We start from the raw sequence: 13,521 nt of genomic DNA on the forward strand, positions 1-13,521 counted from the left end.
GGATACCAGACATGAGAACGGCCCCGCCGTTGCCAGCGGAGCCGTTCCAAACCGTGGGGAGACGTCGTTTAGGCTGCCATCTGTCGCCGCTGGATGTAGAGCGCCGCTCCACCCGCCAGGATCAGGCCGAACAGGATCAGCGCCCATTCCGACAGGGTTGGAACCGGGACCGGGCCAGCGACCTGCACGACTTCGAAATTCAGGTCGATGCCAGCTTGATTGGTCGTGCCCGAATGGAAGACCACGCCACCCGGATACGTGTCCGCGCCACCGGTCAGGGCGGCCTGGTCGAACGCGAAACTGTAAACATTGCCTGCCACGATCGGCAGTGGTGTTGAAAGCGATATGGTGTTGCGGGCCGGTGTAGTGTTCGTCAAGAGCACCCCCGCCTGGCTGTAAAGCGGCGTGCCGGGTCCGCCTGCCTGCCCTGTACCCGCGCCGTTGTAGAGCCGGATCGTCGTTGGAACGCCGGTGCTCAAGACGTTGGGCGCGACCCGGATCTGCGTCACGGATCCAGTGACCGTCGCTGTAAAGGACTGCCCGACAAACGTCCGGAGGCCGTTGTTTCCGCTTTCCGTCAGGTTCGCCGAAATCGTCTGAGCGGATGCCGGGGCCGCGAGAGCGATCCCGAAGCAGGCGATCATAATGAGCCCTAAGGCACGAAGATTGGGCCTGCCAGTCATGCTTCAAGTCTCGGAAAGGGAAAGATGTTTGCCGGTTATAGAAAGCTTGGCCTTAGTCAATCCGCCGTTCCTGATCCCGGGTATGGAAGGCGTTCCGTTCGCCCATCGGGCGAGACCGCCCTCCGGGCAGGAAAGCGGACCCCACGAAGGTCCGAAACGGGTCGAGAGCGGTCATTGACCTGACTCCAGAAAGCGGACCCGACGGAGAGGCTTCAACTGTACATTTCCTGCAGTTTTTCTGCAGCAATTGCATAGTCCCCCTCACCGAAGTCGTCGGATTTTGCAGGATCTGACTGGCCGAAATCGCCGCGAACTCACCGGCGACCGCAAAAGCTGCAATTCGCCGGCTACAGCGCCTTCACCACCACTGAGATCGCGGTGAGCAACAGGTAGATCGCGAACGCCCTCCTCAGCACCGTGCGATCCAGCCTGTGGGCCAGCCTGGCTCCATAGGGCGCCACCAGCGTCGTCAGCACGCCCATCGCAACGGCCGCCGGCACATTGACGTAACCCAGGCTCAGCGGCGGCCTGCCATCTGCGCCAAATCCGAACACGATGAAGCCGAGCGTCGCCGCCGCACCGATGGCGATGCCGAACCCCGACGCCGTCGCCACGGCCTGATGGATCGGTCGCCCGCACAGGGTCATCAACATGCCGCCGAAACTGCCGCCGCCCACCCCCATCATCGCCGACAAAAGTCCGATCAGCCCGCCGATCCCGCGCCGCCACCAGCCCATCGGCAGGTCCTCCCGGACGTGAACCTTTTCGGGCAACAGCCCCATCTGCGCCGCCACCACGGCCAGGCAGACGCCGTAGACGATCGCCAGCCCCTCCATCGAGGTCAGGCCGGCGATAGCCGCTCCGACCAGCGCCCCCGCCCCGACCCACGGCGTCCAGGTCTTGAGAACCTCTTCGTCCACCGCCCCGTGCGCCCTGTGCGCCCCCAGTGAGCGCCAGGACGTCGCGACGATGGTCAGCAGGGAGGTGCCGATGGCGACATGCAGGTTGCTCTCCCCGCCCAGCCCCAGCACCGAGAAGGCATAGAACAACGCCGGCACCAGCACCGTCCCGCCGCCGACGCCAAACAGGCCTGCGATCAGTCCGCCCGCCAGCCCGGCCGCGAGCACCGCAGCGGCCAGCAGGGCCAGTTCATTCAGGGGAAGGGAGGTCACCGACGGGCTTTAGCCCACGCCGCCGGCCGCTAGAAGCGTGCGGTGAGGCCCAGTTGCACGACAGGGAAGAAGGCCTTGTCCTCGGCGTCTTGCTGGATGTCGCGGGCTTCCTGCTCCAGCCGCGCCCGGAAGGCCGGGTCGTTGGACAGGGTTCCGCCGCTCGACGACAGGCCAACCTCCGGCTCCTGGCTCCAGGCCACGCCGACCATGCCTCGGAAGCCCCAGGTCCCCTCGCGATAGAAGCTGTCGTCATAGCCGATGCCGACGAAGGGCGCGGTCTCCGACAGCTTGATCCGTCCGCTCAGCGTCCCGACCTGGGCCGGGGTAAAGGTCGCCCCGCCGATATCGACCGGCGCCGTCGGTTGCCCGTTGAGATTGATCGTCCGGTTTCCCACATAGGCTCCGCCGGAGATGAGGAAGCCATTCAGGAACGGATGCAGATCGACAAACCCCGACACCGTGTCGAAGTCGAACCGCCCCGAATAGTCGACATCGCTGTATGTCTCGTCGAAGTCATACCCCAGCGTATCGATCCCTCCCCGCAGGACGAAAACCGGCCCGAGCGACAGCTGCACCTCGGCGCCCACCCCGGTCGTCCCGGCGTTCAGGGCGGCGGTGATCGGCGAGCGCGGATGTCGGCTCTGCGCCTCGGCGGCGCCCGCCGACAGCATGAGAAGTGTGGTGGTCAGCAGGAGGGCGCGGGTCATGCCCGCAGCCTTGTCCCGGTTACGCTTAACGGACCGTTGACCGTGTCAGGCCGCTTCCTCGACCCGGTCGCGCCGCGCCTCGGCTTCGCGCACAGCCTCGACCGCCCGATCGACGACCTCCAGACCAGCGACGGGCTTGATCGCCTCGACCGTCAGGATACGGCGGAAGGCCCGCGCGCCCGGCCGTCCGTGCATCACGCCCAGCATGTGCCGCGTCATGGAATGCAGGCCCCAGCCCTCCTCCAGCCGCGCGCCCAGATAGGGCTTGTACCGCTCTATGGCCTCGAACGGATCGACGTCGGCGCCCGCCGCGCCGAACAGCCGCCGGTCGACCTGCCCCAGAAGGGCCGGCTCATGATAGGCCGCACGGCCCAGCATGACGCCGTCCAGCTGGACCCCGTCGGCGGCGTCCAGATGCGCCTCCGCCTCGTCCAGCGACCCGATACCCCCGTTGATGCAGACGGTCAGATGCGGCCGTTCCCGCTTCAGCCTGCGCACCAGCGCATAGTCCAGCGGCGGCACGTCGCGGTTCTCCTTGGGCGACAGGCCGCTCAGCCAGGCCTTGCGCGCATGGACGATGAAGGTCGTCACCCCGACGGCCGCCGAGGCATCCACCGTGGCGAACAGGCTGACATCCGGATCCTGATCGTCCACCCCGATCCGGCACTTGATCGTCGCCGGCAGGTCCACCGCCTCGCGGATCGCGGCCATGCACTCGGCCACCAGCTCCGGCTCGCGCATCAGACACGCCCCGAACCGCCCCGACTGCACCCGGTCCGACGGGCAGCCGACGTTCAGATTGATCTCGTTGTATCCCATGGCGGCGCCGACCCTGGCGGCCTCGGCCAGTTGCGCCGGATCGGACCCGCCGAGCTGCAACGCCACCGGATGTTCGACCGCATCGAACCCCAGAAGCCGCTCCCGGTCGCCGTGTATCACCGCCGGCGCCGTGACCATCTCGGTATAGAGCAGCGCCCGCGTCGACAGGGCGCGGTGAAACGCCCGGCAGTGCCGGTCGGTCCAGTCCATCATCGGTGCGACGGACAGTCTGTGGGCGGGATGGGTCATCGTCGGCGACCCCATACGCGGATGACGCCCGAAAGTCAGCCCAGCCCCAGCCGCTTCACAATGGCCTCCGCCGCCTCGACGGCGCTCATCGCCGTGGTGTCGATGACGATCTCCGCGGCCTCGGGCGCCTCATATGGACTGTCGATCCCGGTGAAGTTCTTCAGGTCGCCTGCCCGCGCCTTGGCGTACAGTCCCTTCACGTCTCGCGCCTCGGCGACCCCCAGCGGCGCATCGACGAACACCTCCAGGAACTCCCCCTCGGTCATCATCTCGCGCGCCATCCGGCGCTCGGCCCGGAACGGAGAGATGAAGGCGGTGATGACGATCAGGCCCGCATCCGCCATCAGTTTGGCCACCTCGGCGACCCGGCGGATGTTCTCGACCCGGTCCTCTTCGGTGAAGCCCAGGTCGCGGTTCAGGCCATGACGGACGTTGTCCCCGTCCAGCAGATAGGTATGCCGCCCCAGCACATGCAGCCGCTTGTCGACCAGGTTGGCGATGGTCGATTTTCCGGCTCCGGACAATCCAGTCAGCCAGATGACGGCCCCCTTCTGGCCCTTCATCGCCGCCCGGGCGTCGCGGTCCACATCGATGGCCTGCCAGTGGATGTTATCAGCGCGCCGCAGGGCATAGCGGATCATCCCCGCCCCCACCGTCCGGTTGGTAATCCGGTCGATCAGGATGAAGCCGCCCAAATCCCGGTTCATCTCATAGGGATCGAAGGGGATCGACCGGTCCAGCGACAGGTTGCAGACCGCGATGTCGTTGAGCTCCAGCCGCTTGGCCGCCAGCTTCTCCAGGGTGTTGACGTTGACCCGGTGCCGGATCGCCGTGACCTGGGCCGTCGCCGTGCGGGCGCCGATCTTGAGGAGATAGGACCGGCCTGGAGACAGGGTCTCCTCGTCCATCCAGACGACGGTCGCCTCAAACTGATCCGCGACCTCGGGCGGCGCCTCGGCCGCCGCGATCACGTCGCCGCGCGAGACGTCGATCTCGTCTTCCAGCGTCAGGGTCACCGACTGGCCTGCCGCCGCCTCGACGAGGTCGCCCGGCAGGGCCACGATCCGTGCGACCCGGCTCTCGCGCCCGGCCGGCAGAACCCGCACGCGATCGCCCGGCAGCACCGTCCCCGCCGCGATCAGCCCGGCGTAGCCCCGAAACTCCGGGTTCGGACGATTGACCCACTGGACCGGCATCCGGAAAGGCCGGGCGGCCGCATCGTCCCCGATCTCCACGGCTTCCAGCCACTCCAGCAGGGTCGGTTGATCGAACCCTGGTGCGGCCGCTACGACGCCCTCTCCTGTCAGCCCCGACAGGGCGACAGGAGTCACATCGGTCAGACCGATGCTGTCAGCGAAGGCGCGATATTCGGCGACGATCCCGGCGAACACTGCGGGATCCCAGCCGACCAGATCCATCTTGTTGATCGCCAGCACGACTTTGCGGATGCCCAGCAGCGCGCAGAGGTACGAATGCCGGCGCGTCTGGACCAGCACTCCTTTGCGTGCGTCGATCAGGATCACGGCCGCGTCGGCGGTCGAGGCGCCGGTGACCATGTTGCGCGTGTACTGCTCGTGCCCCGGCGTATCGGCGACGATGAATTTCCGCCGCTCGGTCGCGAAGAACCGGTAGGCCACGTCGATGGTGATGCCCTGTTCCCGCTCGGCCGCCAGCCCGTCGACCAGCAGGGCGAAGTCGATGTTCGCCCCCTGCGTCCCAACCTTCTTCGAGTCCGCCTCCAGCGCCGACATCTGGTCGTCGAGGATCGTCTTGGTGTCGTAGAGCAGCCGCCCGATCAGGGTCGACTTGCCGTCGTCCACCGAGCCGCAGGTGATGAAGCGAAGCAAGGACTTCATCAGAAATATCCCTCCGCCTTCTTCTTCTCCATCGAGGCGGCCTGGTCATGATCGATGACCCGCCCCTGCCGTTCGGAAGTCGTGGAGGCCTTCATCTCCGCGATGATGTCAGCGACGCTGGTCGCCTCGCTCTCGACCGCCCCGGTCAGCGGATAACAGCCCAGGGTCCGGAACCGCACCGACCGCACCTGTGGCGTTTCGCCGGGCCGCAGTCGCATCCGCGCGTCGTCGACCATGATCAACGCGCCATCGCGTTCGACCACTGGCCTCGGCTGAGCGAAATACAGCGGCACGACCGGGATCGCCTCCTGCTCGATGTATTGCCACACATCCAGCTCGGTCCAGTTCGAGATCGGGAAGACGCGGATCGACTCCCCCGCCCCGATTCGCGTGTTGTAGATCCTCCAGAGTTCCGGCCTCTGGTTCTTCGGGTCCCAGCGATGCCCGGCCGAGCGGAAGGAGAAGATTCTCTCCTTGGCCCGCGACTTTTCCTCGTCGCGCCGCGCCCCGCCGAAGGCCGCCTGAAAGCCGTAATGATCCAGCGCCTGTTTCAGACCCTCGGTCTTCCACAGGTCGGTGTGTATGGAGCCGTGATCGAACGGATTGATCCCCCGCGCCCGCGCGTCCTCGTTGACCCAGATCTTCAGATCGACGTCATCCGCCGCAGCGACCTGGTCGCGCAGGGCGTACATGTCCCGGAACTTCCACGTCGTATCGACGTGCATCAGCGGGAACGGGATGGGCCCAGGGAAGAAGGCCTTGCGCGCCAGATGCAGCATCACGGCGGAATCCTTGCCGATCGAATACAGCATCACCGGCCGCTCGATCTCGGCCGCCACCTCGCGGAGGATATGGATGGCCTCGGCCTCCAGCGACTGGAGGTGGGACAGGCGGGCGGAGGGCGTCGGATCGGTCACACCCGTCGATAGCAACAACCGTGGCTGCGCGCATCCCGTGACGTCGGCCTAGCTTGAGAAGGCCCGCACCGCCGCCAGGGCCGCCGAGGCGTCGGCGTCGATGATCTCGAACCGCTCCGCCCGGTCGCCCAGTTCGCGGATGACACGCGGTGGGTCCGGGTCGAAGCCGAGCACCGGCGCGACGTCCTTGCCGAACTTGGCCGGGTGGGCCGTGGACAGGGCCACGACCGGTCCTCGCGCCCGGTCCACGCCGCGCGCGGCCGACAGGGCGACGGCGGTGTGGGGACAGACGACCTGACCCCAGGTCGCATGGGCGTGCGCGATCTGTTCGCGCGTCGTCGCCTCGCTGACCGACACCGCCGACACCTCGGCGCGGATGGCGTCGAGCAGGGATGCTGGCAGGTTTACTGATCCCTCTCGGGCGAAGGTCTCGAACAGGGTTCGGGTCCGCTCTGCATCACGTCCCGAGGCCTCGAACACCAGCCTCTCGAAATTGGACGGCGCCTGGACGTCCATGCTGACCGAGGCGGTCTCGACGGCGGCCTTCCTGGCATAGACGCCGTCATTGATGGCGCGGGCCAGGGCGTCGTTGCGGTTCACGGCGGCGACGAGGCCGACGACCGGCAGTCCCATCCGCGAGGCCGCGATCCCGGCGAAGGCGTCGCCGAAGTTTCCGGTCGGCACGACGAAGACCGGCGGCCGCGTCTCGCCCAGCGCCGCCAGCTGCGACACGGCCGAGAGGTAGTAGGGAACCTGTCCCGCCAGCCGGGCCCAGTTGATAGAATTGACGCTGGAGAACCGCCCGCCGTGGCGCAGGCTCTCGTCCGCCAGCAACCCCTTCACCAGCCGCTGGCAATCATCGAAGTCCCCGCGAACCGCGAGGTTCAGCACGTTGGGCGCATCGACCGTGGTCATCTGGCGGCGCTGCACGGCCGAGACCCGCTCGTGCGGATGGAGCACGATCAGGCGGACCCGGTCGGTGTTGGCGAAGGCGGCGACGGCGGCGGCGCCGGTGTCGCCGCTGGTCGCGGTGACCAAAGTCAGCCGCTCGCCCGAAGCCGCGAGCGCCTCCGAGGACAGGGCCGCCGCGAGTTGCATCGCCAGATCCTTGAAGGCGGCGGTCGGGCCGTGGAACAGCTCCAGCATATAGAGGCCGTCCTCTAGCGGGCGCAGCGGCGTCACCTCGGCGGGCTCGAACCCCGAGGTCAGCCTCGCCAGCGCCCGATCCAGGGCCCCGGAAGGCAGGGCATCGCCGATGAAGGGCGCCATCGCCCGCGACGCGATCTCTGCATAGCCACGTCCGGCGGCCCAGGCGTCGGAAGCCAACTTCGGCCAGGCGGCGGGCATGTAGAGGCCGCCGTCTGGCGCCATCCCCCTCAGCAGGGCCTCGGCGAAATCGCTGCCGGAGGCGTCGCCGCGGGTCGAAACATATCGGTCGGAAGTCTGGGCCATCGTCATTCTGGTTCGGTCGGCGAAGCGGATTCGCCAAGTGTTGTACGCCGGGTACGTGTCGAAACGATCAGGCCGCCTCGCGCCACCAGGCGGCGCGACGGAAGAAGGCGCCGGGATCCTTGGGCGTCACCAACTTGGTCGGGTCGTGGAATATGCGGTCGTGCAGACGGGTCAGGGTGAAACGGATCGCGGCCGCTTCGCCGAGACGCGGCAGGGCGGCGGCCTCGGCGGAGGTCAGGGGTCGCACGGCCTCATAGCCGCGCCGGAAGGCTTCGACCGCGCCGGGGATCACGACGCCCGAACCGTCGAAACCCCACGCGCTCAGGGCGATCGCGAGGTCGTAGGCCAGCAGGTCCGTACAGCCGAAATAGAAGTCGATGACGCCCGACACCCGCCCGTTCTCGAACAGGATATTATCTGGGAAATAGTCGGCGTGGATCGGTCCTCGCGGCAGATCCTCCGCCCACGGATCGCCCAGTCTCGCCAGCGTCGCCTCAACCCCCTCCAGGATGTCCCGGTCCTCACCATTTGCCGCCGTCGCCGACCGGTCCGCCAGCGCCCGCCAGACGACCGGCCCGACCGGATTGGCCCGCTCCACCGGGAAACTCCTGGCCTCCAGATGCAGTCGCGCCAGCATTCCGCCCGCCGCCTCGACCTCGGTCGAAGACGGGTCCCGCAGCCACGCTCCGGGAAGCCATTCGATCACAGCCGCCGGCCGGCCGTTCAGCCTCCCGACCCAGACCCCGTCCTTGTTCGAAACGGGTCTCGGCGCCGGAAAGCCTCCGCCCGCAAGATGGTCGGTCAGCCCCAGACAGAACGGCAGCGAGGCCGCATCCGTCCGGGCCTCGAACAAGGTAAGGACATGCCGCCCGCCCTCGGTCTCGAGCCGATAGTTGGTGTTCTCCACCCCCTCGGCGATGGGATGCAGGGACGCGAACGCGCCCAGCGGATAGCCCGCGAGGAACAATCGCGCCTGTTCGTCAGAAACCGGAGTGAAGACGGCCAAGGGCTAATGGTGACCCAGCGACGCGTGGCGCGCGCGAACGATGTCTGCGAGGTCCGCCAGCACGCTCTCGGTCGTCGGCCAACGGCCCGCGCCGCGGCCCTTGCAAGACCAGACTCGTCCATCCTCGCCGTAGACCTTCAAGGCATTGCGCTCCCCGTCCAGGCTCTGGAAGAGCGGATCGTCGAGGCCGACGTCAAGCGAAACCGACGCCTTCAGGCCGTCGCCGTCCCGTACACAGGCTCCGATCTGGCGCACCGGCCCGGCCGGCTTGAACGCCTCCGACAGGATGGCGCAGGGCACGTCGGCCTCGGCCGGCGTGCGGCCGAACGCCTCGAAGGCGAGCAGGCGGACCTTGGCGGCCGAGTCGCGGCCTTCGAGGTCCGATGACGGATCCTCCTCGGCGAAGCCCGCGACCCTCGCGTCGGCCAAGGCGTCCGCAAAGTCCGCCCCGGCCTGCAGACGCGTCAGCATGAAGTTGACCGTGCCGTTCAGCACCGCCTCGAACCCCTTCACAGGCCCGGCCGCCTTGGCCGCGCGCAGGGTCTCGATCATCGGCGCACCGCCCCCGACCGCCGCCGAATAGGCCAGTTGCGATCCATGAGCACGAGCGGCGTCGGCGAGGCCAGCGGGGTCGCGGCTGATCGCCTGCTTGTTGGCGCTGGCGACATCGATGCCCCGTTCCAGAGCGGCGCGGATCAGGTCGTGGCCAGCTCCCCCCTCCGACAGGGCTTCCAGCAGGATGTCGGGCTGAAGCGCCAGCAACGCTTCCCGGTCGGCGGTGAACAGTTCGGCCGGAGCCTCGACATCGCGCGGCTTGGAGGGATCGCGCACCAGCACGCCGACGACCTCGAACCGGCTGTCCTTCTGCAGCCTCTCAAGCAGGCCGCCGCCGACCACGCCGCAGCCGGCGATCGCGACCTTCAATGGCGCATCCGGCACGGACGGTCCCGGAGGCGCCGAGTGGTCTCCAACCACCGTGCAGTCGGCCCTGCCGAGCGCGGCGACTTCGATCTCCACCGAGCGGTGCTGGCCCAGATCGATCGCGTCGTGCTGGACCAGGGCCCCGCCGTGGCGACGCGCGTCGTCCCAGTTGGCCCGGCGATAGCGCAGCGGCTTGCCCGAGGCCGAGGCCGGATCGCGGTCGTAGAGGCCGTCAACGTCCTTCACCAGACGCACCCGGCTGAGACCCAGTTCGGCCGCGAGGAAGACCGCCGTCAGGTCCGATCCACCGCGTCCGAGCAGCACGACCTTGCCGTTCTGGCCGACAGCGCCGAAGCCTGGAACGACAACCACCTGATGATCCGCCAGCGCCTTCCACAGGGCATCGCTGCGCAGTGAAACCGGGTGCGCGTGTTCCGACGGCCCCTCGGCGACGATGCCCAGTTCGCGCACTGACAATGCCGCCGCATCGAGCCCGATCCGGTCGCAGGCGATGGCCACCAGCGCCGCCGCCTTCTCCTCGCCCAGCGCCACATAGCCGGGGAGGAGGTCGTTCTCGTGATCGAGACCGAGCGCGCGGGCATCGGCCAGAAGTCGGTCGGTGTGGCCGCCGAGGGCCGAGACAACGGCGATGACCTTCCGGCCTGCGCGGACGTGGCCGTAGACCTCCGAGGCGACTGCGGGAGCGCAGGACTGGTCCTGAAGGATCGAGGAGCCGAACTTCAGGACCACCACTTCGGCGGCGGGCGAAGCTTCGGCGACCGGTTTCTCGACGACGGCGAGGCGGGCGTTGGAGTGGGGCATTGGGGAGGTCCGTTCGGAGATAGGGAGTTGGGATTTGGGCAATAGAAAACCCGCCTGGCCGGGGCCGGGCGGGTCTGGGTTGGCTGGGTGTCTTTCGACCTCCGCGCTAACCTGTTCCCGCCCGCGAGGGGCCGGTGGTGGTCATGCCGGTGGTGGTCGTAATGAGGGTGGCGAGCGTCATCGACCGGCCCGCGAATGCGGCGGTCGAGGTCGAAACGGCGATGCGGCCGAGACGGGACACAGGCAGAACCTCTAGAAAATCGTTGATCTCAGGGTGTCGGCGCAAATGACCGCCGTCAACCCGGTTCGTGCATCTTTTTTGCGCACTTTGGGCCCTGCGAGACCTTTTGGCCACATCACGCTCTCCAGGCGAGGGCAATGGGGTAGATTTTTTCTCTTGACCGGCGGTCTTCGCACCCGCAACGTAAAGTCACTCATCAAGACCGACCGAGGGATAGGCCCTTTGACGTCGGGGCAACCATCGGTTTCCAGCCGAACGGTGCCAACTCCTGCGAGGACCCACTTCGGTGGTTCCGCGAGAGATGAGTGGAGCGTCGGCGAGGCGACGTCTCCACGATCTGTCATCGCATCCGGAGCCTTGCTGGGCGGGACGATGCAGACGACGCCATGGCTTTCGACACCCAGACCCTTTCCACCGACCCCGTCTGTCGCCCGACTGTGCGTTCGGCTGCGATCCTCGCCCGCAAGGGCGGCGGCGCGGTCGATATCGCCGTCGATATCCCCACCGATTTCCGGCTTCAGTCCGGCGAGCGGCTGGGCCAGCGGAAGATCGTCGGGCGGCTGCACGGCCGGGCCGGCGCGCCACTGGTCGTGGTGGCCGGCGGCATCTCGGCTGGTCGGTTCGTGCACCGGACCGAGACCAACGGCCTGGGCTGGTGGTCGGGCGCGGTGTCCATCCGCGGTCCGATCGACCTCTCCCGGTTCCAGGTCCTGGCCTTCGACTATGCGCCGGAGGCCGCCGAGGGCTCGAAGCCGGTCACCATCACCACCCACGACCAGGCCCGGCTGCTGGGACTGATCCTGGACGAGATCGGCGATCCGGTCGTCTCGGCCTTCGTCGGCTGCTCCTACGGCGGGATGATCGCCCTGGCCTTTGGCGAGCTGTTCCCCGAGCGGGTCGAGCAGCTGATCGTTGTCTCGGCCGCCCACCGCGCCCATCCGCAGGCGACCGCCTGGCGTGGCATCCAGCGCCGGATCCTTCAGCTGGCCGACGCGGCCGGGCGTCCCGAGGACGGGGTCGCCCTGGCCCGCGAACTGGCCATGACCACCTATCGCACGGCCGAGGAATTCTCCGATCGGTTCGAGACCACGGCCCCCGCCTCGGCGGGCCAGGCCTATCCGGTCTGCGAATATCTGACGGCGCGGGGCAAGGCCTACCGGACCCACACGACCCCCGCGCGCTGGCTGTCGCTGTCGGACTCGATCGACCGCCACAGCGTCACGCCCGAGGCCATCAAGACGCCGGTGACACTGGTCGGCTTCACCTCCGACCGGCTGGTGCCGATCGACGACATTCGTGAACTGGCCGCCCGGCTGCCGACCCTGTGGCGGCTGGTCGAGGCCCCGTCCCTGTACGGCCACGACGCCTTTCTGAAGGAGGACGAGGCGGTCGCCGCCATCCTCCGTTCCGCACTCAAGGAGATCGACCAATGACCCGCAAGCGTCCCCACGACGTCCGCACCACCTGTGCCCGCTCCGGCGTCGATACGGACACGGCCCACGGATCGGTCATGCCGCCGCTGTATCTGTCCTCGAACTTTTCGTTCGCGGGCTTCGAGCAGAAGCGGAAATACGACTACTCGCGCTCGGGCAATCCCACCCGCGACGTCCTGGCCGAGACGCTGGCGGAGCTGGAAGGCGGCGCCGGCTGCGTGGTCACAGCGACCGGGATGGCGGCGGTCGACCTGCCGCTGTCGTTGCTGGAACCCGGCGACCTGCTGATCGCGCCCCACGACTGTTACGGCGGGACCCACCGCCTGCTGTGCGCCCGGGCGAAGAAGGGGCATTTCGAGGTGCTTTGGGTCGACCAAGGCGACCCCGTCGCGCTGGACGCCGCCCTGGCCTTGAACCCCAAACTGGTGCTGGTCGAGACGCCGTCGAACCCGCTGCTGCGGGTCGTGGACATCGCCGACATCTGCACCCGCGCTCACCGGGTCGGGGCCAAGGTGGTGGCCGACAACACCTTCCTGTCGCCGGCCCTGCAGCGGCCGATCGAACTGGGCGCGGACATCGTGGTCCACTCGACGACGAAATACATCAACGGCCATTCCGACGTGGTCGGCGGAGCGGTGATCGCGGCCGATCCGTCGGATCATGCGGCGCTGGCCTGGTGGGCCAACTGTCTGGGCGTCACCGGCTCGCCGTTCGACGCCTATCTGACCCTGCGCGGGGTGCGGACGCTCTTTGCACGGATCGAACGGCAGCAGACCACGGCCGGGAAGGTTGCCGAACTGCTGGAGGCCCACCCGGCGGTGTCGGCCGTCCACTATCCGGGGCTGAAGTCGCACCCGAACCATGATCTGGCCGCGCGCCAGCAGCAGGGGCCGGGCGCCATGCTGAGCTTCGAACTGGCCGGCGGGGTCGAGGCTGTGCGTCAGTTCGTCGAGACGCTGGAGACCTTCACCCTGGCCGAGTCGCTGGGCGGGGTCGAAAGCTTGGTCGCCCACCCGGCGACCATGACCCACGCGGCCATGACGCCGGAGGCCCGCGTCGTCGCCGGGATCACCGACGGATTGCTGCGGCTGTCGGTCGGCCTGGAGCACGAGGACGACCTGATCGCGGATCTGGTGCAGGCCCTGGATGCGCTGGCGGAGGTGCGGGCGGAAGCGGCCTGACTGGACTCCAAAGAACCGAGTCCAGAGAGTCCAACTCCTGTGGGGCCCTCAAAGGAAGGCAG

The 13,521-nt window shown here is 67.9% G+C and carries 12 protein-coding genes and 1 riboswitch; of the genes, 2 read left to right on the plus strand and 10 right to left on the minus strand.

Annotated elements, in window-relative coordinates; all coding sequences use genetic code 11:
- Nucleotides 1–68 precede the first annotated feature (68 nt).
- The 10 genes from ACW17Y_RS13040 to ACW17Y_RS13085 form a co-directional block, all read right to left on the minus strand.
- A complete protein-coding gene (locus ACW17Y_RS13040; RefSeq protein WP_492036109.1) occupies nt 69–644 on the minus strand; it encodes an IPTL-CTERM sorting domain-containing protein in 576 nt (191 codons plus the stop codon).
- Between the two features lie 386 nt (nt 645–1,030).
- A complete protein-coding gene (locus ACW17Y_RS13045) occupies nt 1,031–1,855 on the minus strand; it encodes a sulfite exporter TauE/SafE family protein (protein ID WP_492036110.1) in 825 nt (274 codons plus the stop codon).
- 29 nt (nt 1,856–1,884) lie between these two features.
- Nucleotides 1,885–2,562 (minus strand): hypothetical protein, encoded by a 678-nt coding sequence (locus ACW17Y_RS13050; protein ID WP_492036111.1) that lies wholly within the window; start codon nt 2,560–2,562, stop codon nt 1,885–1,887.
- A 45-nt stretch (nt 2,563–2,607) separates the two neighbouring features.
- Nucleotides 2,608–3,630, minus strand: a complete 1,023-nt coding sequence (gene dusA / locus ACW17Y_RS13055; protein ID WP_492036112.1) for a tRNA dihydrouridine(20/20a) synthase DusA — start codon at nt 3,628–3,630, stop codon at nt 2,608–2,610.
- Between the two features lie 35 nt (nt 3,631–3,665).
- On the minus strand, nt 3,666–5,486 hold the full coding sequence (gene cysN / locus ACW17Y_RS13060; RefSeq protein WP_492036113.1) for a sulfate adenylyltransferase subunit CysN: 1,821 nt from the start codon (nt 5,484–5,486) through the stop codon (nt 3,666–3,668).
- On the minus strand, nt 5,486–6,421 hold the full coding sequence (cysD, locus tag ACW17Y_RS13065; protein ID WP_492036114.1) for a sulfate adenylyltransferase subunit CysD: 936 nt from the start codon (nt 6,419–6,421) through the stop codon (nt 5,486–5,488). Before cysD ends, cysN begins: the two co-directional genes overlap by 1 nt.
- A gap of 30 nt (nt 6,422–6,451) precedes the next feature.
- Complete coding sequence (gene thrC / locus ACW17Y_RS13070; protein WP_492036115.1) at nt 6,452–7,855, minus strand: threonine synthase; 1,404 nt, start codon at nt 7,853–7,855, stop codon at nt 6,452–6,454.
- A 67-nt stretch (nt 7,856–7,922) separates the two neighbouring features.
- Entirely contained in the window at nt 7,923–8,861 is a 939-nt protein-coding gene (gene thrB, locus ACW17Y_RS13075) for a homoserine kinase (protein ID WP_492036116.1), read from the minus strand.
- Nucleotides 8,862–8,864: 3 nt separating this feature from the next.
- Nucleotides 8,865–10,604, minus strand: a complete 1,740-nt coding sequence (locus tag ACW17Y_RS13080; RefSeq protein ID WP_492036117.1) for an amino acid kinase family protein — start codon at nt 10,602–10,604, stop codon at nt 8,865–8,867.
- A 106-nt stretch (nt 10,605–10,710) separates the two neighbouring features.
- Nucleotides 10,711–10,845, minus strand: a complete 135-nt coding sequence (locus tag ACW17Y_RS13085; protein WP_492036118.1) for a hypothetical protein — start codon at nt 10,843–10,845, stop codon at nt 10,711–10,713.
- A gap of 190 nt (nt 10,846–11,035) precedes the next feature.
- A riboswitch (SAM riboswitch) is annotated at nt 11,036–11,153 on the plus strand.
- A 78-nt stretch (nt 11,154–11,231) separates the two neighbouring features.
- Between ACW17Y_RS13085 and metX the strand changes: the two genes are divergently transcribed.
- Both metX and metB read left to right on the plus strand, forming a co-directional pair.
- The gene (gene metX, locus ACW17Y_RS13090; RefSeq protein ID WP_492036119.1) at nt 11,232–12,278 is read left to right on the plus strand and encodes a homoserine O-succinyltransferase MetX; all 1,047 of its coding nucleotides are present in this window, start codon (nt 11,232–11,234) and stop codon (nt 12,276–12,278) included.
- Nucleotides 12,275–13,459: a cystathionine gamma-synthase gene (gene metB, locus ACW17Y_RS13095; RefSeq protein ID WP_492036120.1), complete on the plus strand. Its 1,185-nt coding sequence runs from the start codon at nt 12,275–12,277 to the stop codon at nt 13,457–13,459. The genes metX and metB overlap by 4 nt, the downstream gene beginning before the upstream one ends.
- Nucleotides 13,460–13,521 lie beyond the last annotated feature (62 nt).

The sequence above is a fragment of the Brevundimonas sp. AVps7 genome (assembly GCF_058681545.1).